Origin of the sequence: Nakamurella alba, from assembly GCF_009707545.1 — a bacterium.
Taxonomy (GTDB): Bacteria; Actinomycetota; Actinomycetes; order Mycobacteriales; family Nakamurellaceae; genus Nakamurella; species Nakamurella alba.
Genome location: NZ_WLYK01000009.1, coordinates 77,136 through 100,940, shown reverse-complemented (window position 1 = coordinate 100,940; position 23,805 = coordinate 77,136). Strand labels below are relative to the sequence as shown.

Below are 23,805 nucleotides of genomic sequence, written 5' to 3'. Positions count from 1 at the left end.
GGCGGTCCCTCCGGCACTTCGCGGGGGTGACCGGCGATTGCCGATCGAGGAGCACTATCGCAAAGCGGGCCCGCGCCAGGTGGGTGAATCGCGAAGATCGTCCGGATCCGTGTGGATCCGGACGATCTCCGGGGTGGTGCTGTTCAGTTCTCGAGCGGCCGTCGCCGGCCGCGCGGGTCAGCGGCCGCGGTACTCGCGGTTGCCGTAGCGGCGCTCGCCGCCGCGGTCGTCGCCCGGACGACGCGGGCCGCGGTCGCGGTCCCGGGCCGGCCCGGAACCACGCGGGGCGTGCGACGGCCCGCCGTCACGCTCCAGCTTGATCTGCAGCGCCTGACCGCTCACCGTGGCGCGGGAGATCCGGCCGAACGCCTCGCGGCTGATGTGCCCGCCGATCTCGACGATCGAGTGGTCGTCGAAGATGTCGATCCGGCCGAGATCACTGCCGGACAGCCCGCCCTCGGCGGTGATGGCGCCGACGATGCCGGCCGGGCGGACCCCGTGGCGGCGGCCGACGGCGACGCGGTAGCGCGGGCCGGCCGCGTCACGACGACGCGGGCGGTCGGGACGGTTGCCGCCGCGCTGCGCCGGCTCCTCGTCGAAGCGGGGGCGACGCTCGGGGCGCTGTTCCTTGACCGGCGGCACCCAGCTGCCGTCGTCGCCGGCGGCCAGGGCCAGCAGGGTGGCGGCGAGATCCTCTGCGCTCATGCCGGTCTCGCCCAGGAAGGCGTTGACCGCACCGCGGTAGGTGCCCTTGCGGGAGCCGCCGGCCCAGTCCTGGACCTGGCGCAGCACGGCGTTGCCGCCGTGCGCCCACACGTCGTCCTGCGAGGGCAGGTCGATCTGCTCCATGGTGGTACGGGTGGTCTTCTCGATCAGCCGCAGCCGGCCGATCTCCCGCGGGGTGAAGAAGGTCAGCGCGATGCCGGTGCGGCCCGCCCGGCCGGTGCGGCCGATGCGGTGCACGTAGGCCTCGACCTCGCCCGGTGCGTCGAAATTGACGACCAGGTCGATCCGGTCGACGTCCAGGCCGCGGGCGGCGACATCGGTGGCGACCAGCACGTCCAGCTTGCCGGTGCGCAGCCGGTCGATGATCCGCTCGCGCTCCTTCTGCGGGACGTCGCCGTTGATGGCGGCCGCACCGATGCCGCGGGCGACCAGCTCGGTGCCGACCTGGTCGCAGGCCTCCTTGGTGCGGACGAAGACGATGGTGGCGTCGCCGTCGGAGGTCTGGATGACCCGGGTCAGCGCGTCGACCTTGTCGCGGAACGGCACGACGGCGTAGGTCTGCTTGACGCTGGTGACGGTGGAGGACTGCCGGGCGACGGTGATGTCGACCGGATCCACCAGGTGCTTGCCGGCGACGGCGCGGATGGCCGGCGGCATGGTCGCGGAGAACAGTGCGGTCTGCCGCTGGTTCGGGGCGGACTCGAGGATCTTGTCGACGTCCTCGGCGAAGCCCATGCGGAGCATCTCGTCGGCCTCGTCCAGGACCAGGAAGCGCAGGCCGGTGATGTCCAGCGTGCCGCGCTCCAGGTGGTCGATGATCCGGCCGGGGGTGCCGACGACGACCTGCGCGCCGGCCTTGAGGGCGGCCCGCTGCGGCAGGAAGCTGGCGCCGCCGTAGATCGGGACGACGGTGATGCGGGGGAGCTGCGCGGCGAAAGTGGTGATGGCCTCGGAGACCTGGATCGCCAGCTCGCGGGTCGGGGTCAGCACGACCGCCTGCACGCGGCCCAGCGATGGGTCGATGGCGGCGAGCAGCGGCAGGCCGAACGCGGCGGTCTTGCCGGTGCCGGTCTGCGCGACACCGGTGATGTCGCGGCCGTCCAGCAGGGCCGGGATGGCCTTCTCCTGGATGGCGGAGGGGGTGACGAAGCCGAGGTCGGTGACCGCGCGCAGCAGCGGGGCCGGCAGGCCCAGCTCGGCGAAGGTGGGGCCGGCCGGAACCGCAGGGGCTTCGATCCGGTCGTTCTCAGGGGTCGTCAGGGCAGGGTCGAGCAGGACAGACATTGCAACCGTTCGTGGTTCGGTGGGAGCGGGCGCCGGCACCAGGTCGGTGCCGGAACAGTCGCAATCCCCCGAAAGATCGAAACATCCGATGACGAGAGCAGCGCGACGCACTCCAGGAATCGATTCAGTGTAGCCCAGATACTGGGATGTCGCCGTGCCCGGAAGGGTGGGCCCGGTCACCCGCTGATCAGACCGCGCCGGTTCCCTGGCCGATGTAGACGAACGCCACCCGACCGGAAGCGACACCGTTGACCTGGAGCTCGAGCGCGTGCTCGCCGGGGTGGTAGCGGCGGGTGGTGATCGGGCGGAAGGAGAAGGTGCGGGCCAGATCCAGCTGCTCACCGGGCGCCAGTGTCGCGGTGGTGATCTTGAAGACCTTCGGCGCGGTGCGGCCGGAGGCCTTGCGGAAGTGCAGCACGTAGTCGACCGCGACCCGCACGGACTCCGCGCCGGGATTGAGAATTGATCCGGTGAAGGCGATCTCGCCGCCGTCCTGCACGTGCCCGGCCCTGAGCACCGGCCCCGTCACCACCACCGTTCCGCCGGCGCCGAAGCCGAGCAGCGCCAGTGCATCGGGATGCCCGCGTTTGACCAGGGTGCGCAGCGCGTGGCGGACGACCCGGGGTGTGTGTACATCCGGTGCCGCCGCCCAGCCCGCCGCCGTGGCCACCACCAGTTCCGGGTGCTGCCGGGACAGATCGTTGAGATGGTTGGCGACGGACCGGCGCACCACCTCGTCCGGATCGCGGTACAGGGCATCGAGGATCGGCACGGTCACCGCCGGATCGAGGTCGAGGGCAGGTACCCGCCGGGCCCATGGCAGGTACGGACGGGTGCCCTCGCTCGCGAGTCGGCGGACGGCCGGGTCGGGATCGGCGGTCCAGCGCACCGCGGCCGCGATCACCCGCGGCAGGTCGGCGATCATCAGCGGGCGGATCGCGAACTCGGAGGAGAGCAGCGGGGTCAGTGCGGGCAGCAGGTCGAGCGCCCGGTCGATCGCGTCGGTGGTCAACTGTTCCAGTGCCCGGGCGGTGACGGCCTCGCCGACCGGCCAGGTGGCCCACCCGGTGAACGCCGGATCGGCGAGCAGTCGGCGTACCACCTCACCCAGATCCTCGTCGTCACCGGGGATGTCGTCCAGCAATGCCGCGGTCAGCAGGTCGCACCGGGCGCGCAGGGTCAATCCGTCCAGACCCGTGACCGCCGCCGTGAGTGCCTGCAGCCGGCGACGCGGCCGGGCCTTCCGGACAGCGGCCAGCAGCGACCGTGCGGCGGGCGCACCGAGGAGTTCGTCGGCGAAGGGCATGGGACAGTCCTACCCGTCGTCACCGACAGTGCCGGCGGACGAGGTCGGGTTCAGCGGGAGAAGAAGGCCGAGATCCGCTGCTGCGCCTCGGCATCGGTGACCGCGCGGGAGATGGTGGTGGCCTCCAGCAGGCCCATGTCGGCGCGGGGGACGTCTGCTCGGGCGCGGATGAGGTCCTTGGCGGAGGCCAGCGCACCGGTCACCCCGCCGGTGAGCTTCGCGGCGAGGGCGATGGCGGTGGCGGTCAGGTCGTCGTCCTCGACGACGGTGGTGACCATGCCCCAGGCGTGTGCCTCCTCGGCGGTGAGCCGCCGGTCGGTGAGCAGCAGTTCGAGCGCCCGGGTCTGCCCGACGGAGCGGGGGAGCAGGTAGGACAGACCGCAGTCCGGGGTCAGCCCGACCTGGGAGTAGGCGGACAGGAACTTGGTGGACCGGGCGGCCAGGATCAGGTCGCAGCTGAGCATCACGGCCAGACCCGCCCCGGCGACGGATCCGTGCACCGCCGCGATCACCGGAACCGGCAACGCCTCCAGCGCCAGCAGCGACCGGTCCGCGGCCACCGCCAGCTCGTGGACGAACGCGGCCTGGTCGTCGGCGGCCACCATCGCGCCCAGGTCGCCACCCGCGCAGAACCGTGCCCCCGCCGCGGTCAGCAGTACCGCCCGGGCGTCCGACGCGGCCACCTCCACCACCGCCGCCCCGAGGTCGTGCGCCAACTCGATGCTGATGGCGTTCGACGCCTCCGGCCGGTTCAACCGGATGTGCGCGACTCGGTTCTCGATCGTCAGCTCGACGGCCGGCATGCGGGCTCCTTCGTCCGTGTGGCACTCGACCCCACCCGGGGCGCCGTGGCCACCCTACGAAACGAGTTGGCCGGTCAGGTCCACGGCCCTGCGGAGACCGCCGTCTTGATCGCGGTGCCGCCGGCCGCGTGCGCGATCGCCGTCTCGAGATCGGCGAGCGGGAACACGCTCGACACCAGCCGCCCCGGGTCGTAGCGCTGCGACAGCCGTTGCACCACCGACACTGCGGCACCGAAGCTGCCGGTCGGCGATCCCAGGCTGCCGATCAGGTGCTGGCTGCGGTTCACCCACCGGACCGCGTCGACGGTGGCCGGCGCGGTCCCCGAGAACAGTCCCATCAGGAGGTATCGGCCGCCCGCGGCCAGCAGATCCAGACCTTCGACGAACGCCCCGGGACGTCCGGCCGCCTCGATCAGCACGTCGGCACCACGCCCACCGGTCAGGGACAGGAGCGTCCGGGCCCGCTGTCCGGCGTCGGTGCCGACGAGATCGATCGTCGCGGTTGCCCCGAGATCACGCGCCGCTCGCAGCCGGGCATCACCGGTGCCGATCACCACGATCCGGGTGGCCGGGCTCTGTGCGGCGAGCACCGTCGACGCCAGCCCGACCGGTCCGGAGCCCTGCACGACGACCACGTCCTGTTCGGCGATGCCGCCCAACCGCCCGAACCCGCCGATGGCGGTCGGCAGGGCGCACCCCAGGGCGACCGCCGCGGCTTCCTCGACATCGTCGGGTAGCACGTGGAACTCGTGATCGGGACCGAGCAGCGCGACCTCCTGGAACCCGGCCGCCGAGTGCTGATCCGCAGGCGCCGGCCAGCGCGCGCGGGTGCAGCGGACCGGCGTCCGCTCCACCGTGCAGGCGCGGCACCTGCCGCACGCCGGCACCGGGTTCCAGAGGACACGATCGCCGACCCGGATCCGGCGACCCGACCGGTCGGTGCCGGCTCCGTCCCCGATCTCGAGCACCCGACCGACGGCTTCATGGCCGAAGGCGACGGGACCGTCCGTCGGGACGTCCCCGGCGAGCCGGTGCACGTCGGTCCCGCAGATCCCGGCGAGTTCGACACCGACCACCAGTTCATGTTCGGCCGGCCGGGGCAGCGGCTGCCGGCGCCACTCGATGGGATGCCCGGCACCGGTGAAGACGGCGCGACGGTAGGTGTCCGGCACCTGGGACTCCTGTGCTCGACGGGGGAGGTGGACCGATCAGTGCTGGGTCAGACCGCCGTCCATGGTGTAGACGGCGCCGGTGACGAAGCGCCCGGCGTCGGAGACCAGGAACCGCACCAGCTCGGCGACGTCCTGCGGCCGGGCCATGCCGGGCAGACAGCCCGGTCGGTCGACCGCCGCTGCACCCTTCGCCAGCGAGGTCCGGATCATCGGGGTGTCGGTGGCGCCGGGAGCGACGGTGTTGCAACGGATCCCGCGGTCCGCATACTGGTAGGCGATCGCCCGGGAGAGCCCGGCCACGCCGGACTTCGAGGTGACGTACGCGGTGCCGCCGATCCCCACCACGGATGCCGTGGACCCGATGTTGACAATGGCGCCGCCGGACCCGCGCAGGGTGCGGACCGCGGCCCGGCACATCAGGAACGTGCCCCGCAGATTCACGCCGATCACCCGGTCGAAGGTCTCCTCGTCCAGGTCCTCCACCAGCACATCGCCGGCCAGGGTGATGCCGGCGACGTTCACCACGGCGTCGATCCGGCCGAACCGGCGCAGGGTCGACGCGAACAGTGACTCCACGTCCGCCGCCGACGAGATGTCCGTCGCGGTCGTCAGATCCGTCGGATCCGCCGTGCCTTCCGGCATCGGCGAGAGGTCGGCAAGGGACAGCCGCCAGCCGTCGGCACGAAGGACGTCGGCGACGCAGGCACCGATGCCGGAAGCGGCGCCGGTGACGACGGCGACCGACGCAGTCACAGCGCGATCCCGAGGTAGGTGGTCTCCAGGTACTCGTCGATGCCCTCCGGGCCGCCCTCGCGGCCCAGGCCGGACTCCTTCACGCCGCCGAACGGTGCGGCCGGATTCGAGACGATGCCCTGGTTGAGCCCGATCATGCCGGTCTCCAGTTGCTCGGACACGTTGATGGCCCGGGAAAGGTCCCGGGTGAAGACGTATCCGACCAGGCCGTAGCTGGTGTCGTTGGCGAGCCGGACCGCCTCCTCGTCCGAGGCGAACGTCGTGACCGGGGCGATCGGCCCGAAGATCTCCTCGCGCAGCAGCGCCGATCCCGGAGGGACGTCCACCAGCACGGTCGGCGCGTAGAAGTGCCCCTGCCGCCCCCACCGCTCGCCCCCGGTCAGCGGGCGGGCGCCGTCGTCGATCGCCTGCGCCACCAGGCGTTCCATCGCGGCGACGGCCTTCCCGTCGATCAGCGGGCCGACCTGTGTCGCAGGCTCGGTCCCGGGTCCGATCCGTAGGGCCCCGAGCTGCCGGGCCAGGCCGTCCGCGAACGCCGGGGCCACGGATTCGTGCACGAGGAACCGGTTCGCCGCGGTGCAGGCCTGTCCGGTGTTGCGCATCTTGGCGAGAACGGCTCCGTCCAGGGTCTTCTCGAGGTCGGCATCCGGGAAGACCAGGAACGGTGCGTTGCCGCCCAGTTCCATCGAGGTACGCAGCACGCGGGTGGCGGCCTGCCCGAGCAGCGCGCGGCCGACCTCGGTCGATCCGGTGAAGGTGAGTTTGCGCAGCCGCGGATCGTCCAGCACCGGTGCGGTGGCGGCCGCGGAGCCGGAGGTGGGGATCAGGTTGACCACGCCCGGCGGCACACCGGCCTCCTCCAGCACCGCGACCAGGTACGCGGCGGTCAGCGGGGTCTGGGCGGCCGGCTTCAGTACGACGGTGCACCCGGCCGCCAGTGCGGGACCGACCTTCCGGGTGGCCATGGCCAGCGGGAAGTTCCAGGGGGTGATCGCCAGCACCGGACCAACGGGCCGGCGCATGGTCAGCAGCCGGGTGCCGCCGGTCGGTGCCACCGAGTACCGGCCCGAGATGCGCACTGACTCCTCGGAGAACCAGCGGAGGAACTCGGCGCCGTAGGCGATCTCGGCGCGGGACTCGGCCAGCGGTTTGCCCATCTCCAGCGAGATCACCGTGGCCAGCCGGTCCGCCCCGGACATCAGCAGATCGAAGGCCCGGCGCAGGATCTCGGCACGCACCCGCGGCTCGGTGGCGGCCCATCCCGGACCGGCACCGGTGGCCGCGGCGAGTGCCGCGACGGCATCGGCCGGACCGGCGTCCGCCATCTCGGCGATGGTTTCACCGCTGGCCGGGTCCTCCACCGGAAAGGTGCGGGCGGTGGACCGCCAGTGGCCGTCGATGTACAGGTCGGTCCGGATGCCGTCCAGGGCCGCGGCGGCGTCGATGGGCTGCGTCATGACTGCTCCCGGGTCAGTGCAGGCAGACTGGTGGAGACCAGTTGCCCGGCCTCGGCGATCATCCGGTCCAGCAGTTCCCGACAGGTCGGGACGTCGTCGATCAGGCCCTGCGACTGGCCGGCCCACCAGACGCCGTCGTCCATCTCACCGTCCCCGAGCACCCGTGCCCTGCCCCGGGCACCGGAGGCGAGGTGCGCGACCTCGTCGAAGGTCGCGCCGGGCCGGGCACCGATCCGGGCGATCTCCTCGGACACCGCGTTCCTGGCCACCCGGGCCGTGTTGCGCCACTGCCGGAACAGCAGAACGGTGTCCCGTTCGGTGTTGTCGACGATCCGCTGCTTGACGTTGGCGTGCACCGCGGCCTCCTCGGTGGCCAGGAACCGGGTGCCCATGCAGACGGCCGATCCCCCCAGAGCGAGCGCGGCCACCACCCCGGCGCCGTCGGCGAAGCCGCCGCAGGCGATCACCGGCACGGACAGGCGCCGCGCGGCGGCCGGCAGCAGCACCAGCGACGGGACGTCCTCCTCACCCGGGTGTCCGGCGCATTCGAAACCGTCGATCGCCACCGCGTCCGCCCCGGCCTGCTCGCCCTTGACGGCATGACGGACCGAGGTGCACTTGTGAATGACCTTCACCCCGCCTGCGTGGAAGCGCGGCACCCATGGGCCGGGGTCGCCGCCTGCCAGCTCCACCACGGGCACGCCGGCTTCGATGATGACGTCGGCGTAGTCCTCGTAGGACACCGGGTTCCGGGTCGGCAGGATGGTCAGGTTCACGCCGAACGGCCGTGACGTCAGCGCACGGCACCGCTCGATCTCGACGGCCAGGTCCTCCGGACGTGGCTGGGTCAGGGCACTGAGGAATCCCAACGCCCCGGCCTCGGCGACGGCGGCGACCAGGCCGGCCCGGCCGACCCCCATCATGCCGCCGCAGACGATCGGGTGCTGCACTCCGAAGAGCTCGGTGAAGGGTGTCACGAACACACTGGCACTCCGTTGTTCTGATCTTCGAGGAGATGAGAGTGATGATGCGGGAGACGGTGTCGATCCGGTCAGGGGGTCAGTGCGAGCTGACCCCGCCGTCGACCGGCAGCACCACGCCGGTGACGAAGGCGGCGAGGTCGCCGACGGCCCAGACCGCCACACGGGCGATCTCGTCCGCGGTGGCGACCCGGCCCAAGGGGATGTTCGCGGTGAGTCCCGCCTCGACGGCGGCGAGCGCAGCGGCGTCGGCGCCGTCCCCACCGGTCCGTCTCGCCTGCATGCCCGGCGTGTCCACCATGCTCGGGGCGATCGCGAGCACGCGGATGCCGGCCGGGCCCAGTTCGACCGCCATCGCGCGCGTCAATCCGGACACCGCATGTTTGGCGGCGACGTAGGAGGCCATCCGGGGGCGGCCCAGCAGCCCGGCCACCGAGCTCATGTTGAGGATGACGTGACCGCCGGGGCGGTCGTGGCCGAGCATCCTCGCGGCTGCGGCCTGCGACCCGATCAGCGTGCCGGTGACGCACACGTCGTGGACGAGATCCCATTCCTGCGCGCTGATGTCGGTAAAAGGTGTGGCAGGGTAGATGCCCGCGTTGTTCACCCAGATACGCAGCCGTTCGTCCGTCCCGTCGGCGCGGGCGGCCAGGTCGTGGACCGCGTCGCGGTCCCGCACGTCCAGCTGCACGGCCACCGCCCGGCCGCCGAACCTGTCCCGCAGTCCGGAGGCCGTCTCCTCGGCTGCGCCGGCGTCCAGATCGGCCAGGAAGAGATCGGCGCCCGCCTCGGCCAACCGGGTGGCGATCGCCGCACCGATCCCGCGCCCCGCGCCGGTGACCACCGCGACCCGCCCGCTCAAGGACAACAGGGCGGACAACGGCGGGTGGTCCTGGGCATCGGTCGTCATCGGCTGCATCGACTTCCCTCTCGGTCGCGTCGGTGGGGGCTCGGGCGGGGCGGGATCAGGTGTCCGGCTCCCCGACATCCCGGATGCACGGTGTGGCCGCCGAGCGAATCTTTATAAGCATGACATACTTCGGTCGCAACGTCGCGACGAGGAGGCATCATGCAGGTCGGCACCGACGGCCCGGACCCGGTCGAGCCGGGGATCGACACGATTCCGCAGGCGGCCGCCCGTTCCCGGGCGGTGTTCGGCGACCTGGATGCCCTGGTCGGCGGTGACATCCGCCTGACCTTCCGCGAGTACGTCGACCGGGCCCGTCGGGTGGCGGGGGGTCTCCTCGGCGCCGGGCTCGTCAAAGGCGACAGGGTGGCCGTCTGGGCGCCGAACTCCGTCGACTGGGCCGTCACCGCGCTGGGGGTGCACCTGTCGGGATGCGTGCTGCTGCCGCTGAACACCAGATTCACCGCGCGGGAGGCCGCGCAGATGATCGTGGATGCCGACTGCCGGCTGGTCTTCACCGTGGGGGAGTTCCTCGGGCATCGCTACCAGGAGTCGCTCACCGCGTTGTACGCCGGTGCCGAGGCACCGGCGGCACCGGCGCCGCGCATCGTCCGCCTCGATGACACCTCGATGCGGACATTCCTCGACAGTGCTTGCAGCGCGGATGATGTCGCCGGGGCAGCCGCGGCCGTCGGCCCGGACGACATCGCCACCATGCTCTTCACCTCCGGTACCACCGGCCGGCCGAAGGGCGCCATGCTCCGGCACCGGGCGCTGCTGCACGGCTACTGGAGGTGGAGTGGTCTCACCGGCCTCACCGCCGGCGACAGGTTCCTCGTCAGCAACCCCTTCTTCCACGCGTTCGGGCTCAAGGTCGGTCTGCTGTCCGCACTGGTGCAGGGTGCGACGGTCCACCCGGTGCCGGTCTTCGACGCCGAGGTGGTCCTCGACCTGATCGAGTCGGAGCGCATCACCTACTTCCCGGGCCCGCCCACGGTGTTCCAGTCGCTGATGGCGAGCCCGACGCTCGCCGGACGGGACATCTCCTCGCTCCGCACCTCGGTGGTCGGTGCCACCAGCATCCGCGGCGCACTGATCGAGGACATGTACGACGTACTGGGTTTCGAACGGGTGCACGTGCCGTACGGGTTCACCGAGGCCACCGGTCTGGGGACGATGACGCGTGCGGGCGACCCGCGGGCGGTGGTGGCCGGCACGGCCGGACGTCCGGTACCGGGGTTGGACATGACGCTGGAGCGGGAGGACGGCACCCCCGTCGGTCCGGGTGAGGAGGGCGAGATCGTCGTGCGGGGCCAATACGTCATGGCCGGCTACCTCGACCCGGCGACGGGCCGGCCGGTGCCCGTGGACCCGGCGGTCGGGCTGCGCAGCGGCGATCTCGGACGGTGGACGCCGGACGGCGACCTCGTGGTCTCCGGGCGGATCAAGGACCTGGTCATCGTGGGCGGGTTCAACGTCTACCCGGCCGAGGTGGAGGCCGCACTCTGCGAGCACCCCGCCGTGGCGTCCGCGGCTGTCATCGGGATGGCCGACGAGCGGTTGGGTGAGGTGCCCGTCGCCTTCGTGGTTCTCGGCGACCTGCCCGGATCCGACCCCGGTGTCGCCGAGGGCATCCGCGCCTGGTCCCGCGAGCGTCTCGCCAACTTCAAGGTGCCGCGCCGCATCGTCGTGGTGGATGCCCTGCCGCTGAACGCCAGCGGCAAGGTCGTGAAGGCGATGCTGAAGGTCTGAGGAGAAATCCTCGAGACCTGAAGTTCTTATCTATACAAGGATGAGGATATTCGCTACGGTAGGTGTCAGCGCCCGGGACCACGGCATCGCCTCCTGCTGACCGCATTCGTCCGTCCCGGTTCGCGCACGGGATCCCGGTAGCAACCACCACCGCGCTCGACAACCACCGCGCATGACATCCACCGCCCTCGACTCATGGGAGCAACCATGGCAAAGAAGCCATCCAGCACCACCCGTCGGACCCTCGCCGGCGCGCTCGCCGCCCTCACCCTCGCCGCCGGAGCCGTGGGCTGCGGCAGCTCCGATTCCGGTGACGGCGGCGGGGGCACCGGAAGCGACACCTTCAACTACCTGGTGCTGCTGCCGCTCAGCGGCAACCTGTCCTCGATCGGGGCCGCCGACCGTGCGGCCGTCGCCGCCTCCGTGGACCAGGTCAACAGCGAGGGCGGCATTCTCGGCAAGCAGGTGGCGGCCACCTACATCGACTCCACCGGCACCTCTTCGCAGGCCGTGGCCGCGCTGCAGAAGGAACTCACCTCCGGCAAGAAGTACGACTACGTGCTGAACGGGGCGACGAGCACCGAGGCGGTTCCGACGTTGCCGTTCCTCACCCAGTCGAAGGTGGTCTCCTGCACCTCGGCCTCCGCCACCGCGCTGAACGACCCGGCGCAGTTCCCGTACCACTTCATCACCTCGGCGATCTCCGACCGCAACGCCGAGGCGCTGGCGTCGGCGTTGCAGGAGAAGGGGTACAAGAACGTCGCCGGAATGTTCCCGGACACCGAGCTCGGGCACTCGAACCGGGATGCCGCGGTCAAGGCGTCGGGGGCGCTCGGCATCACCATGACCACGGTGGATGCCGATCCGGCCGCGCTGGACCTGAGCCCGCAGATGACCCAGCTGCAGGGTGACGACCCGGATGCCCTGGTGCTGGACGGTTTCGGCCCGATCGCCGGCGTGATGCTCAAGTCGCGCACCAAGATCGGCTGGGACGTTCCGGTGATGGGCAACGACACCTTCGGGGTGAACAACTTCAGCCAGCTGGCCGACCCGGGCGATTTCGAGGGCGTCGACCTCAACACCCAGCTGCTCAACGTGACCGACACCGCGGTCACCAAGAGCGCGGAGTTCAAGACCTACGCCGACGCGCTCGCCAAGCAGACCACCGATCTGACCTTCGCCGCCGAGGTCTACGGCGACAACTACTCGTGCCTGCTGCTCGGCCGTGCGGGTGCGGAGAAGGCCGGCTCCACCGACGCCGACACGTTCAAGGCCGGCATGGAGCAACTGCAGACCGCCGCGGACGTCAAGGGCTGGTTCGTCTCCAAGGACATCAAGTTCAGCGCCACCAACCATGCACCGGTGTACAGCCCCGAGGACTCCGCGATCTTCGAGGCCGGCGAGCGGGTGAACGGCCTCATGGTGCCGGGAAGCTTCGGGAAGTAAGGGTTGTCGCTGTGACCGTCGTCTGGTCCGGGCTCGCCCTCGGCGCGATCAACGCGCTCGTCGGCATCGCCTACAACATGGTGCTGACCACCTCTGGCATCTTCAACTTCGCGCAGCCGCAGTTCGTGATGATCGGCGCCTTCCTCGCCTTCGAGGGCAGCGTCGTGCTCGGGCTGCCGCTCTGGGTGCTGCTGGTCGCCACCGCGGTGATCGGCGGGCTCCTCGGCCTGCTCGAGGACCAGGCGGCGATCCGGCCGCTCGGATCGGGGTCGTCGCACGGCGCACTCGTCACCACCGTCGGCGTGTCCGTCGTGATGTCCGGTGCGGCGCTGATCATCTGGGGGACCACCCCGCGCAACGTCCCGTTCGAGGGCGGCCGGGAGGCTCTCGAGATACTCGGCGGCCGCATCCTCCCGGTGGAGCTCACCCTGCTGATCCTCGCGGTTGTGGTGGCGGTGCTGCTGCAATGGGGCCTGCGCCGGACCACCTGGGGCATGGCGATCCGTGCCGTGTCGGCGGACAAGGAGAACGCCCGCCTCCGCGGGATCGACGTCGAGCGCGTGCGCACGCTCGGGTTCGTGGTGGCCGGGGCGTTCTCCATGGCCCTGGGACCACTGGTGGTGTCCCTGGTGTCGGCCAACGTCGAGCTGGGGAACTCCCTGGTGATCCTCGGTTTCGTGGCCGCCGCGGTCGGCGGGATGGGCAGCTTCGTCGGTGCCCTCATCGGCGGACTGCTCACCGGCATCGTGCAGGCACTGGCCGCGCAGTACATCGGTGGCCAGGCCGGCCTGCTCGCCGTGTTCGTGCTGTTGATCGTGGTGCTGGTCGCGCGTCCGACCGGCCTGTTCGGCGACCGGAAGTTGCGTCTGCTGTGAGCCTCTCGAAGAACTCCGTCCCCCGACCGCTGCCCTACGGGTGGGCCTTCCCGCTGCTGGTCGCCGCCGTCCTGGTGATCGTGCCGCTGGCCGCGCTCGGTCAGTACGACCAGCGTCAGCTGATCCTCATCGGTATCTACACGCTGGTGGTGTCCGGCCTGAACCTCAGCCTCGGCTACGGCGGGGAGCTGGCCCTCGGCCAGGTCGCCATGTTCGCGGCCGGGGCCTACGTGACCGGCATCCTCGCCCAGCACGGCGTCACCGAGCTCACCGTCGCCGTGCTGGCCGGGATGGTGGCGGCAGCGGTGGTCGGGCTGATCTCCGGCGCCGCGGGACTGCGGCTGAGCCGCTGGTCACTGGCGATCGTCTCCTTCTTCCTGGTGCTGCTGATCCCGGTGGTCATCACCATGACCGAAGGGGTCACCGGGGGGCTGCTCGGCCTGTCCGGGATCTCCGGGCCGACGCTGCTCGGCATCCCCGTCGGCTTCACCGGCTTCTACGTGACAGCCCTGATGGTGGCGTTGATCTGGCTGGTGCTGATGCGCAACCTGGTGCTGTCGCGGCACGGGGTGTCCTTCCGGGTGATGCGGGAGAGCCCGGCCCTGGCATCGTCCCTGGGGCTGCCGACGTACCGGCTCCGCATGCGGGTCTACGTGCTCGGCAGTGTGCCCGCCGGCGCCGCCGGCGCGATCTACGCGTACCTGAACGGCTTCATCTCGCCGGACGCGTTCAACCTGAACCTCGGCATCACCATCCTCGCCGCCTCGGTGGTCGGTGGGTCGAACAGCATCTACGGCGCCTTCGCCGGCGCCGCCCTGCTGGTCCTCGGACCGCTCCAGGCCTCCGGCTTCGAGCTGTACTCGACAGTCGTCTACGGCATCTTCCTGATCGTGGTGGGTGTCCTGTTCCGCGGCGGGCTGGCCGAGCTGTTCCGGATCCTCTGGGCCTGGGTGTTGCGCCGACTGGGCCGGAGCCGGCAGGACGAGCAGCACGACACCCCCGTCGCGGCAGTCGGATCCGGGGCGTCGGGTGGGTTGCGGATCCCGGGACAGCGGATCCGGACCCGTGGGCTCAGCCGTTCCTTCGGCGGCATCCGGGCACTGGACGAGGTGGACTTCGTGGCCGAGCCCGGCACCATCACCGCGGTGATCGGGCCGAACGGTGCGGGCAAGACGACGCTGCTGAACGCGATCTCGGGGTTCGTCCGTCCGGAGGCCGGTGAGATCGAGGTCGGGGACACCACCGTGTCCGGCCTGTCGCCGTACCAGGTGGCGAGATCCGGTGTCAGCCGGACGTTCCAAACCCCGGTGATCCCGGAGGACATGACCGTCCGGGAGATCGCCGAGAGCGGCCGGCTGTGGGTGCGCGGACCCGGCACCCTGGCCACCATGCTGCGGCTGCCGTCCGCCTGGCGGATCCGCCGGCAGGACCACCTCGCCGGCCAGCAGGCCCTGGAGTTCGCCGGTCTCACCGGGATCGCCGACCGCACTGCGGGCAAACTGCCGCTGGGTGTGCGGCGGCTGCTCGAGGTGGTCCGGGCCGTCGCGGCGGCACCCGGGGTGATCCTGCTGGACGAGCCCGCGGCCGGGCTCGACGAGGACGGGCTGGCGGAGCTCTCCCGATTGATGCTGCGCGCCCGGGATGCCGGCGCCACGGTGGTCATCGTCGAGCACAACGTGCGGTTCGTCTTCGACCTCGCCGAGAAGATCTGCGTGATGCGGCTCGGCCGGATGATCGCGGCCGGCACACCCGAGGAGGTCGCCTCCGACCCCGAGGTCATCTCGTCCTACCTCGGTGCGCGGGCGTCGACCCTGCTGGAGAGGTCGGTCCCGGAGTCATGAGCACCGCCAGGAACGAGGGAACCGGGACCATGGACACGGCAACAGCTCTCACGGTCACCTCGCTGAAGGTCGGCTACGGCGACCTGATCGCCGTCTGGGACATCTCGCTGACCGCGACGGCCGGCCGGGTGCTCGCGGTCGTCGGCCGCAACGGGGCCGGGAAGTCGACGTTGCTGGCCGGTGTGGCCGGCCTGCTGCCCGCCGCCGGCGGGTCGGTGCTGCTGGGCGGCACGGATGTCACGACCTGGCCTGCCCACCGGCGGGTGCGCCACGGACTGGGCCTCGTGCGCGGGAAGCAGGTGTTCCGCGGTCTGAGCGTCCAGGAGAACCTGGTGCTCGGTGTGCAGGGGTCGAGGCTGCCGCGCGGCGAGCGACCGGCTGTCATCGCCGGGATCCTCGACAGGTTCCCTGTTCTCGCGGACCGGCTGCGGGAACCGGCGGGGTCGCTCAGCGGCGGCCAGCAGCAGATCCTGGCGATCGCCCAGGCCATCGCGGCCCGCCCGTCGGTGCTGCTCGTCGACGAACCCTCGTCCGGTCTCGCGCCGATCATGGTCGACGAGGTGCACGCCGCCCTCGCCGCGCTCGCCGCCGAGGGCCTCGCGGTCGTGCTCGTCGAGGAGCAGATGGACGACGTGCTCTCGGGGATCGCCGAGCAGGTCCTGGTGGTCGAGGAAGGCCGGCTCGCGCTGACCGCCGACCCCGGATCGCTGGACGCCGCGGCCCTGGAGGAACTCATGCAGCCCACCACGACCGCGGACGACTGACCGCCGGTACCAGCAGCACGCCACGCACATCCGCACGGCCGGGACGGCCGTCGCGACACCAGGAGACACCTGTGCTCGACTTTTCCGAATCCACGGAGGTCACCGACCTCCGGAACCGGTTGCGCCGCATCATCTCCCGTGAGATCCCGCCGGAGTTCCTCGGTGCGTTCACCGACGACCCGGCAGACCTGGCGACCACCGAACGGTTCTGCAAGGTGCTCGGCACCGAACGGCTGCTCGCCATGTCCTGGCCACCGGAGTTCGGCGGTGCCGGCGCGAGCAGCTGGGAGCAGACCGCGCTGCGCGAGGAGATGTGGGCCGTCCACGAACCCCGGGGCGCGCAGTACATGGGGATCAATTGGGTGGGGCCGGTGATCATGCGGCACGGCACCCGGGCCCAGCACGAGAAGTTCCTCCCGCCGATCGCCGCCGGTGACGTGATCTGGTGCCAGGGTTTCAGCGAACCGGGTGCCGGATCCGACCTACCGGCCCTGCGGACCGCAGCGGTCAAGGTGGACGGTGGCTGGCGGATCACCGGCCAGAAGATCTGGACGTCGTACGCCCGGATGGCACAGTGGTGCTTCCTGCTGGCCCGGACCGGACCGGCCGGCGGCCGCAAGGACGGGATCACCGTGTTCCTGGTCGAGATGGACCAGCCGGGGATCGAGGCCAGGGCGGTGCCCAGCATGCTCGGCAACCACCACCTCAACGAGGTGTTCTTCACCGAGGCCTGGGCCCCCGACGCGGCCGTGCTGGGCACGGTGGGGGGAGGCTGGGACATCATCTCGGACGTACTGGCCTTCGAACGGGTCGGCATCGCCCGGTACGCGCGGTGCGAACGGCTGCTCACCTGGGCGCCCATCGCCCTCGGGGACGGCTGGGACGACCTGCCCCCGGCGCTGCTGGACCGGTGGACCCGCGCCCTGGTGCACACCCGCGCCGCACGCCTGCTGGCCTACAAGGTGGTCGACCACCAGGTCCGCGGCGGCCTCGACCCGGCCGATGCGGCCGCGTACCGGATCGCCGTGACCACCCTGGACCAGGAGGTGGCGGAGGTGCTGATGGACATCTGCGGCGCCTCCGGGCTGGCCGGCACCGAGACGGAAGGCGGGTCCGGCCGCACCCTGTTCGATCGGGCGGTCGAGGACCACTGGCGCTACGCCCAGGCGTCCACCGTCGCCTCGGGCACCCTCGAGATGCAGAAGCAGCACCTGGCAAGGAGTCTGATCCGACGATGAACGGCAACATGTCCGCCGAGGCGCTGGAGTTCGGCGAGGTGACGGCAGGGGCACTCGAGGCGCTCGGCGGCCTGGACCTGCTGCGGGCGGCGGTCCGCGCACCGGCCGGGCGGATCGGGCCGATCGACGAGGCGCTGGCCGGCCTCGGGGTGTGGGACCTGCGGCCCGGCAGCGACGAGGCCGAGACCGAGGCGGCTGCCGCCGTCTGCCGGGCGGCCGGCTGGGTGGCCCTGCCGTATCCGGTCGCGGAGCGGCTCGCGGGCAACGGCACCCGGGCACTCACCCCGCTGCCCGGGACCGGAGCCGCCTTCGCCGCCCACGTGGACGTGCCGCTGGGCTGGACCGGGGTCCGCCTGGACGGCACCACGGCGTCGGTGACCCCGACGACCGAGGTGCTGGGCGGACCGCTGGGCGCCTTCGTGCACGCCGTCGGTGTCGGTGCGGACGGCGACCCCGATCCCGCCGCTGCCGCGCTCCTGGTGACGCTGCAGTCGTGGTGGCTGCTCGGTCTGCTGGACCGGGCGCTGTCGGACACCCGCCGCTACACCGGTGAACGGGAGCAGTTCGGGCACCTGCTGCAGCACTTCCAGACCGTGGGGTTCCGGCTCGCCGACATGACCGTCGCGGTCAACGGTCTCGAGGAGCTGGCGAAGTACACGCTGTGGTCGCAATCCCGGTCCCCGGCCCGGTCCCGGAGTGGGTCCGCTCCGGCGGTGCGGCTGGCCGATGCGCTGGCCCTGCGGGTCGCGGCCCTGGAAGCCGCCGATGTCGTGCTGCGTGGCGCACACCAGTTGCACGGCGCCATGGGATTCTGCGACGAGACCGACGTCTCGTGGCTGTCCCGGGCCAGTCAGGCCGTCCGGCGGCTGCCCGAGGGGCAGTCGCAGACGGTGCGCAGGCTGACCGTGCTGGCGACGTCGATCGGGCTGGACGGTCCGTTTTCGGACTTCGACGCGGCGTGACGGCAGGGGAACACGAGGGTGCACCGATGAGTGAACTGCCGCCGGGCTCGCCGCTGGCCGGCTCCGCGACGCTGCGGGCGTGGCTGGACGACCACCGCGAGGATCTCGCCGTCGGGCGTGCGGACCCGGCCGACACCCTGGACGAGCGCGTGGACCGCGGGTCGCAGCTCTGGGGCCGGTTGTCGGCGCTCGGTGTGGCACTCGACGGTTGGCCGGTGGATGCCGGCGGTCGCGGCGGAACTGCCGTGCACCGGGCGGTCCTGTACGACGGGCTGGTCGCCGCCGGCCTGGTGCTGCCGGAGTCGGCCGCGGCGCTGGAGGTGGTCGGCGCGGCGCTCACCTCCTACGCACCGGCGCTGGCCAGGCGCCACCTGCCGGCCCTGCTGGCCGGGGAAGAGCTGTGGTGCCAGGGATTCTCGGAGACGGAGGCGGGCAGCGACCTGGCCTCGCTGCGGACCCGGGCCGAGCGGTCGGAGGTCGGATGGAAGGTCACCGGTCACAAGATCTGGACGTCGCTGGGGCACCGGGCGACGCACTGCGCCGTGCTCGCCCGTACCTCCGACACGACCCCGCGGCACCGCGGCCTCGCGCTGGTGTGGGTCCCGATGACGACCCCCGGCGTCACCGCGCGGCCGCTGGACAGCGTGACCGGCGAGCCGGAGTTCTCCGAGGTCTTCTTCGACGGGGTCGAGGTCCCGGCCGACCACCTGATCGGCGAGCCGGGGCAGGGCTGGGCGATCGCGATGCACATGCTGCAGTTCGAGCGCGGCATGTGGGCGTGGCAGCGGCAGGCACTCATGCACGCGATGCTCGGCCGTGCCCTCGCCGGCGTCGGTGACGGGCTCGAACCGGTGTCGGCCGCGGCGGTGGGGGAGGCCTACTCGGCGCTGTCCGCGCTGCGCTCCCGGGCACTCGCCACCGTCGAGGCGCTGGCCGCCGGCACCGTGCTCGGTCCGGAGGTGTCGATCGACAAGCTGATGCTGGGCCGCACCGAACATCTCGTCCAGGACGCGGTGCGCCGGCTGGCCGGGCCGGACTTCGTGCTGGGCGGGACCACCGAGGACGCACACCGGCGCGGCGAGTGGTTCTACAGCCGGGCCGCGACGGTCTACGGCGGCGCGGCCGAGGTGCAACGGAACATCGTGGCGGAACGGGTGCTGGGACTGGGGAGGTCGGCGTGACGGACACCGAACTCCGGGAATCGGTGCGCGAACTGTGCCGCGCCCTGGTCGCCGACAGTGCCGCGGCCGGCCTGTCGGCGGAGACGTTGATCACCGCGGGTTGGCCCGACATCCTCGAGGAGGAAACGGCTCTCGCAGTGGGCGCGCTGCAGGAGGCGGCCGGCGCCGCGGCGGCGGTGACGGCCGGCGCCTCGCTGCTGGCGACCCATGTCCTCGCCGGCCGCCTGGGAGCCGATGCCGCGGTGACCGTGCTGTCCGGCCGGGTGTCGCCCGGGCCCGCCGGGGCCGTGGTCGACGCCGTCCGGCGCGGCGCGGAAAGGCCTGCCACCCACCTGCTGGTGGTCGACCACCGGGCGGCAGGATCCGGTGCGGTACTGGTCGGGGTCGGTGCCGCCCACCTGGAGGTGTCCCCGACGACCGGCATCGACCCGCGGGCGGCCATGTTCCGGATCACCGGCCCGGTCCACACCTCCGACGGTGCAGAGGGTTCCGGAACCGATGACGACGTGGGACGCGCGGGCCTGCTGGTACGCCTCGCCGTGGCCCACGAGCGCATCGGCCTCGCCGCCGCGGCGCTGGACCTCGCGCTCGCGCACGTCCGGGACCGGTACCAGTTCGGCCGGTCGATCGGCAGCTACCAGGCGGTGCAGCACCGGTTGGTGGATGCGCACGTCGCGATCACCTCGGCCGGTGCCGCAGCCTCCCAGGCCTGGTCCGGCACCACCCCGATCGCCGTCGCCGTCGCGGCCCACCAGGCGGCCGTCGCCGCCCGGACCACGACCGCCGCCGCACTGCAGGTCTGCGGCGGCATGGCCTACACCGAGGAGTTCGGCCTCGGTGCCCTGGCCCGCTCCGCACTGCTGCACGACGGACTGCACGGTGATCCCGAGCTGCTCGCCGCCCGGGTGGCGACGTGCCTGCAGGATGCGGGTGGCATCATCCGGTCCGCCGACTTCGACCACGGCGGCAGGGTTGCCGCCGCCCAGGGAGGACACCGATGAGCACCACCTCCGCCGTACCGGGCACGGTCCGGGTGATCGACGCATGGGCGCAGCCGTGGACGCCCACCGTGGCCGCAGCCCTTCCGGAGCGGACGCTCAACGTGCTGCGCCGCTACCGCAACAGCGAGCTCGAGGGCGGCATCCCCATGGCCGAGATGCTCGAGCGGTTCGACCGTTCCGACGTCGATCTCGCGCTGATGTCAGGCGGCCCCGCCACACCGATCGGCGAGGTGTTCGCCGCGCTCGAGGCCCGCCCGGGCAAGTTCCTCGGCGTCGTCTGGTGCGATCCCACGGACGGGATCATGAAGGCGGTGCGGGAACTCGAGGCCTACGTCCGGGACTACCCGGTGTGCGGGTTCAAGCTCGAGCCGTTCTACCTCTGGCGGGATCCGACGGACCGCATCTTCTACCCGCTGTACGCCAAGTGCGAGGAACTGGGGATCACCCTGCAGACGCAGGTCGGCGGGACCGGTCCGCTGTTCCCCTCCCGCTCCGGCCAGCCGCTGCACATCGACGACGTGGCACTGGATTTCCCCGACCTGCGGATCGTCTGCGGACATGTGGGATCGCCGTGGGTCGAGGAGATGATCCACGTGGCGTGGAAGCACGAGAACGTCTACATCGACACCTCCGCCCGGTTGCCCAAGCACTTCGAACCGGGCTTCCGGAAGTTCCTGGCCAGCTACGGGCAGGACAAGTGCCTGTTCGCCACCGACTGGCCGCTGCTGGACTTCGACCTGCCGCTGCGGCAGGTGGACGATCTGGCGCTGACGTTGGAGGTCCGGGCGAAGTTCCTGCACGGCAACGCGATCCGCGCTTTCGACCTGCAGCGGTTCGGCGTCACCGGGGCGGGAGCGGCATGACCGGGGCGATCGGGAAGTTCTCCCTCGAGGGCCGGACGGTGGTGCTCACCGGCGCGACCGCGGGCATCGGCCGCCGGTTCGCCCACGTCCTCGTCGGCGCCGGCGCGACGGTTGCGCTCGTGGCCCGGCGCGCTGCGCTGTTGGACGAGCTGGTCGACGAACTCGGTCCGCGGGCGATCGCGGTGCCGGCCGATCTCTCCGACCCGGCAGCAGCGGTGGCGGCGGTGGACACCGCGATGGAGCGGTTGGGCTCGGTGGACGTCCTGGTCAACAACGCGGCCTACATCGCCGGCGGGATCCGCGCCGAGGACGAGTCCCTGGACGACATCACGACGACCCTGGGGGTGAACCTCGTCGCACCGATACTGATGGTGCAGCGGGTGTTCCCGCACATGAAGGAGCGCGGCAGCGGGTCGGTGATCAACGTGTCGTCCATGGTGGCCGGGGTCGGCATCGGCCGGCTGCCGCAGGCCGTCTACGCGGCGTCGAAGGGCGGCCTGAACGCCATCACCCGGGAGTGGGCCGCGCAGTGGAGCCGCTTCGGCATCCGGATCAATGCCATCGCACCGGGTTTCATCGAGACCGAGATGACCTCGCCGGTCATCGCGGTGCCGAAGATCCACGACTGGATCCTGTCGAACACCCTGCTGCCACGGCACGGCGCCGTCGACGACTTCGACGGGGTGCTGCTGCTGCTCGCCGGTGACGCCGGGGCGTACATCACCGGCCAGGTCCTGCATGTCGACGGCGGTTGGACGGCGCACTGACGGCGCACCGACCGTGTCAGGCGGTCGAAGGCTGGTAATATTCATACATATTCGGCGCTCGGGCGAGGAGGGGGACGGTGAACGCACCGGCAGCACGTGCGGGTTCGGCGGGTCCGTCCCGGATCGCCGAGTCCGTGGCCGCGGACCTGCGGCAGCGCATCCTGCGGAACAGCCTGGTGGACGGGCCGTTGCCGAAGCAGGAAGACCTCATGGAGCAGTACGGCGTCAGCGGCCCGTCGCTGCGCGAGGCGCTGCGCATCCTGGAGGCGGAGGGCCTGATCACCGTCCGCCGCGGGAAACTCGGTGGGGCGCATGTCCATCGGCCGAGCTGGTCCTCCGCGGCCTACGCCCTCGGGCTGTCGATGCAGGGACAGGACATCACCCTGCGGGACCTCGCCGGCGCACTGATCACGTTGGAACCGATGTGCGCATTGTCGTGCGCCTCCCGGCGGGACCGGCGGTCCACCGTGGTCCCGGCGCTGCGGGAGAATCTCGAGCAGACCCGCCTGGTGATCGGGAACGGCCCGGCCTTCACCCATGTCTCGCGCACCTTCCACCACATCCTGGTCGACTTCACCGCCAACCAGACATTGCGGCTGATGGTCCGCAGCCTGGTCGCGGTGTGGTCGATCCAGGAGGAGGCGTGGGCGGACAACGTCCAGCTGACAGACGAGTACCCGGCGGAGAGCCAGCAGCGTGCCGTCCTCAAGGCCCACGAGTCGATGACCCGGCAGATCGCCGACGGCGACGGTGCTGCCCTGGATGCACTGGCCGTCAAGCACCTGCACGCCACCCAGGAGCTCGTCCTGGAGCGCTTCGGCGACCGCATCGTGGACGCCTCGTCCGCGGCAGCGGTCCGCGGCTTCCGCCGTCTCTGAGCGATCGGCCGACCGGCCCGTCGTCGTTCTCACCCCTCGAGGACCCACATGGCTGACACGCCCGTTCCCGCCCTGCCCGCCCGTCCCGACGTCGGCCTGCGCGGGGAGGTGGCGGTGGTGCTCGGCGCCGGCCCGGGCATCGGGGCGGCGACGGCGGCCCTGTTCGCCGGTGCCGGGATGACGGTGGTCTGTGCCGATGTCCGCGCCGACATCGCCCGGGACACCGCGTCCGCGATCGGTCACGGCGCGGTCGGTGTCGAGATCGACGTCACTGCACGGGGATCCGTTGCCGAGGCCTTCCGCGCTGTCGTGGCGGACGTCGGTGAACCCACGGTGGTGGTGGACGTCGTGGGGATCGCCGCCGCCGGGCACCTCGCCGACTGCGACGACGCCACCTGGGACCGGATGTTCGCCCTCAACCTCCGCCAGCAGTACCTGGTGATCCAGCAGTGCCTGGTGTCGATGCGGCGGCCGGGGTCGTACGTCGCGATCGCCTCGATCAACGGCGTGGTCTCCTCGCCGTACAACGCCGCCTACGGGGCGGCGAAAGCCGGTCTGGTGAATCTCATCCGGTCGGCGGCCCTGGAGCACGCCACCTCCGGACTGCGGTTCAACGCCATCGCCCCCGGCATCGTGGCGACCCCGCGGATGGCGACCTTCATGGCGACCAGCGAGCGGGCCCCGGAGTTCAGCGGGGCGGTGCCGATGGGCCGGCTCGGCGAGCCTGACGACATCGCCGGGGCTGCGCTGTTCCTCGCCTCCCCGCTGGCGTCCTACGTCACCGGGCAGGTGCTGTCGGTCGACGGCGGCGCGTCGGTGAAGTACCCGCTGGCCCTGATGGTCTGACGG

21 protein-coding genes are annotated in these 23,805 nt (G+C 71.6%); 13 read left to right on the top strand and 8 right to left on the bottom strand.

The window, feature by feature from the left end; translation table 11 throughout:
- Positions 1-177: 177 nt before the first annotated feature.
- The 8 genes from GIS00_RS20520 to GIS00_RS20485 form a co-directional block, all read right to left on the bottom strand.
- A complete protein-coding gene (locus GIS00_RS20520; RefSeq protein ID WP_154770341.1) occupies positions 178-2,010 on the bottom strand; it encodes a DEAD/DEAH box helicase in 1,833 nt (610 codons plus the stop codon).
- A gap of 187 nt (positions 2,011-2,197) precedes the next feature.
- Positions 2,198-3,316: a DNA alkylation repair protein gene (locus tag GIS00_RS20515; protein ID WP_154770340.1), complete on the bottom strand. Its 1,119-nt coding sequence runs from the start codon at positions 3,314-3,316 to the stop codon at positions 2,198-2,200.
- Between the two features lie 50 nt (positions 3,317-3,366).
- Complete coding sequence (locus tag GIS00_RS20510) at positions 3,367-4,119, bottom strand: enoyl-CoA hydratase/isomerase family protein (protein WP_154770339.1); 753 nt, start codon at positions 4,117-4,119, stop codon at positions 3,367-3,369.
- 74 nt (positions 4,120-4,193) lie between these two features.
- Complete coding sequence (locus GIS00_RS20505) at positions 4,194-5,291, bottom strand: zinc-binding dehydrogenase (protein ID WP_154770338.1); 1,098 nt, start codon at positions 5,289-5,291, stop codon at positions 4,194-4,196.
- A 36-nt stretch (positions 5,292-5,327) separates the two neighbouring features.
- Positions 5,328-6,044: an SDR family NAD(P)-dependent oxidoreductase gene (locus GIS00_RS20500; RefSeq protein ID WP_154770337.1), complete on the bottom strand. Its 717-nt coding sequence runs from the start codon at positions 6,042-6,044 to the stop codon at positions 5,328-5,330.
- Positions 6,041-7,501 (bottom strand): NAD-dependent succinate-semialdehyde dehydrogenase, encoded by a 1,461-nt coding sequence (locus GIS00_RS20495; RefSeq protein ID WP_154770336.1) that lies wholly within the window; start codon positions 7,499-7,501, stop codon positions 6,041-6,043. The genes GIS00_RS20500 and GIS00_RS20495 overlap by 4 nt, the downstream gene beginning before the upstream one ends.
- Positions 7,498-8,484 (bottom strand): NAD(P)H-dependent flavin oxidoreductase, encoded by a 987-nt coding sequence (locus GIS00_RS20490; protein WP_407666895.1) that lies wholly within the window; start codon positions 8,482-8,484, stop codon positions 7,498-7,500. The genes GIS00_RS20495 and GIS00_RS20490 overlap by 4 nt, the downstream gene beginning before the upstream one ends.
- Positions 8,485-8,560: 76 nt before the next feature.
- A complete protein-coding gene (locus tag GIS00_RS20485) occupies positions 8,561-9,391 on the bottom strand; it encodes an SDR family NAD(P)-dependent oxidoreductase (protein WP_154770335.1) in 831 nt (276 codons plus the stop codon).
- A 159-nt stretch (positions 9,392-9,550) separates the two neighbouring features.
- Here GIS00_RS20485 and GIS00_RS20480 point away from each other — a divergent pair, with 159 nt between their 5' ends.
- From GIS00_RS20480 to GIS00_RS20420, 13 genes are all read left to right on the top strand, one after another.
- The gene (locus GIS00_RS20480) at positions 9,551-11,140 is read left to right on the top strand and encodes an AMP-binding protein (RefSeq protein ID WP_154770334.1); all 1,590 of its coding nucleotides are present in this window, start codon (positions 9,551-9,553) and stop codon (positions 11,138-11,140) included.
- 207 nt (positions 11,141-11,347) lie between these two features.
- On the top strand, positions 11,348-12,586 hold the full coding sequence (locus GIS00_RS20475) for an ABC transporter substrate-binding protein (protein WP_196073389.1): 1,239 nt from the start codon (positions 11,348-11,350) through the stop codon (positions 12,584-12,586).
- Between the two features lie 11 nt (positions 12,587-12,597).
- Complete coding sequence (locus tag GIS00_RS20470; RefSeq protein WP_196073388.1) at positions 12,598-13,461, top strand: branched-chain amino acid ABC transporter permease; 864 nt, start codon at positions 12,598-12,600, stop codon at positions 13,459-13,461.
- Positions 13,458-15,302, top strand: a complete 1,845-nt coding sequence (locus GIS00_RS20465; protein ID WP_154770331.1) for a branched-chain amino acid ABC transporter ATP-binding protein/permease — start codon at positions 13,458-13,460, stop codon at positions 15,300-15,302. The genes GIS00_RS20470 and GIS00_RS20465 overlap by 4 nt, the downstream gene beginning before the upstream one ends.
- Positions 15,299-16,066 carry an ATP-binding cassette domain-containing protein gene (locus GIS00_RS20460; protein WP_154770330.1) on the top strand — a complete coding sequence of 256 codons (768 nt, stop codon included), beginning with the start codon at positions 15,299-15,301 and terminating at the stop codon, positions 16,064-16,066. The genes GIS00_RS20465 and GIS00_RS20460 overlap by 4 nt, the downstream gene beginning before the upstream one ends.
- A 71-nt stretch (positions 16,067-16,137) precedes the next feature.
- A complete protein-coding gene (locus GIS00_RS20455; RefSeq protein WP_322098209.1) occupies positions 16,138-17,304 on the top strand; it encodes an acyl-CoA dehydrogenase family protein in 1,167 nt (388 codons plus the stop codon).
- Positions 17,301-18,266, top strand: coding sequence for an acyl-CoA dehydrogenase family protein (locus GIS00_RS20450; protein ID WP_154770329.1), 966 nt, complete (start codon positions 17,301-17,303; stop codon positions 18,264-18,266). Before GIS00_RS20455 ends, GIS00_RS20450 begins: the two co-directional genes overlap by 4 nt.
- 26 nt (positions 18,267-18,292) lie before the next feature.
- A complete protein-coding gene (locus GIS00_RS20445) occupies positions 18,293-19,447 on the top strand; it encodes an acyl-CoA dehydrogenase family protein (RefSeq protein ID WP_154770328.1) in 1,155 nt (384 codons plus the stop codon).
- Positions 19,444-20,448, top strand: a complete 1,005-nt coding sequence (locus GIS00_RS29105) for an acyl-CoA dehydrogenase family protein (RefSeq protein ID WP_154770327.1) — start codon at positions 19,444-19,446, stop codon at positions 20,446-20,448. The genes GIS00_RS20445 and GIS00_RS29105 overlap by 4 nt, the downstream gene beginning before the upstream one ends.
- Positions 20,445-21,311 (top strand): amidohydrolase family protein, encoded by an 867-nt coding sequence (locus tag GIS00_RS20435; RefSeq protein WP_154770326.1) that lies wholly within the window; start codon positions 20,445-20,447, stop codon positions 21,309-21,311. The genes GIS00_RS29105 and GIS00_RS20435 overlap by 4 nt, the downstream gene beginning before the upstream one ends.
- Positions 21,308-22,078, top strand: coding sequence for an SDR family NAD(P)-dependent oxidoreductase (locus GIS00_RS20430; RefSeq protein WP_154770325.1), 771 nt, complete (start codon positions 21,308-21,310; stop codon positions 22,076-22,078). Before GIS00_RS20435 ends, GIS00_RS20430 begins: the two co-directional genes overlap by 4 nt.
- A gap of 77 nt (positions 22,079-22,155) precedes the next feature.
- On the top strand, positions 22,156-22,956 hold the full coding sequence (locus tag GIS00_RS29100; protein ID WP_322098208.1) for a FadR/GntR family transcriptional regulator: 801 nt from the start codon (positions 22,156-22,158) through the stop codon (positions 22,954-22,956).
- 48 nt (positions 22,957-23,004) lie between these two features.
- Positions 23,005-23,802, top strand: coding sequence for an SDR family NAD(P)-dependent oxidoreductase (locus GIS00_RS20420; protein WP_154770324.1), 798 nt, complete (start codon positions 23,005-23,007; stop codon positions 23,800-23,802).
- The last annotated feature ends 3 nt before the right edge of the window (positions 23,803-23,805 follow it).

What these genes read in the sequence shown, in the direction of transcription:
- GIS00_RS20520 (WP_154770341.1), bottom strand. Translation starts at nt 2,010, where the DNA reads ATGTCTGTCCTGCTCGACCCTGCCCTGACGACCCCTGAGAACGACCGG.
- GIS00_RS20515 (WP_154770340.1), bottom strand. Translation starts at nt 3,316, where the DNA reads ATGCCCTTCGCCGACGAACTCCTCGGTGCGCCCGCCGCACGGTCGCTG.
- GIS00_RS20510 (WP_154770339.1), bottom strand. Translation starts at nt 4,119, where the DNA reads ATGCCGGCCGTCGAGCTGACGATCGAGAACCGAGTCGCGCACATCCGG.
- GIS00_RS20495 (WP_154770336.1), bottom strand. Translation starts at nt 7,501, where the DNA reads ATGACGCAGCCCATCGACGCCGCCGCGGCCCTGGACGGCATCCGGACC.
- GIS00_RS20485 (WP_154770335.1), bottom strand. Translation starts at nt 9,391, where the DNA reads ATGACGACCGATGCCCAGGACCACCCGCCGTTGTCCGCCCTGTTGTCC.
- GIS00_RS20480 (WP_154770334.1), top strand. Translation starts at nt 9,551, where the DNA reads ATGCAGGTCGGCACCGACGGCCCGGACCCGGTCGAGCCGGGGATCGAC.
- GIS00_RS20475 (WP_196073389.1), top strand. Translation starts at nt 11,348, where the DNA reads ATGGCAAAGAAGCCATCCAGCACCACCCGTCGGACCCTCGCCGGCGCG.
- GIS00_RS20460 (WP_154770330.1), top strand. Translation starts at nt 15,299, where the DNA reads ATGAGCACCGCCAGGAACGAGGGAACCGGGACCATGGACACGGCAACA.
- GIS00_RS20450 (WP_154770329.1), top strand. Translation starts at nt 17,301, where the DNA reads ATGAACGGCAACATGTCCGCCGAGGCGCTGGAGTTCGGCGAGGTGACG.
- GIS00_RS20445 (WP_154770328.1), top strand. Translation starts at nt 18,293, where the DNA reads ATGAGTGAACTGCCGCCGGGCTCGCCGCTGGCCGGCTCCGCGACGCTG.
- GIS00_RS20435 (WP_154770326.1), top strand. Translation starts at nt 20,445, where the DNA reads ATGAGCACCACCTCCGCCGTACCGGGCACGGTCCGGGTGATCGACGCA.
- GIS00_RS20430 (WP_154770325.1), top strand. Translation starts at nt 21,308, where the DNA reads ATGACCGGGGCGATCGGGAAGTTCTCCCTCGAGGGCCGGACGGTGGTG.
- GIS00_RS20420 (WP_154770324.1), top strand. Translation starts at nt 23,005, where the DNA reads ATGGCTGACACGCCCGTTCCCGCCCTGCCCGCCCGTCCCGACGTCGGC.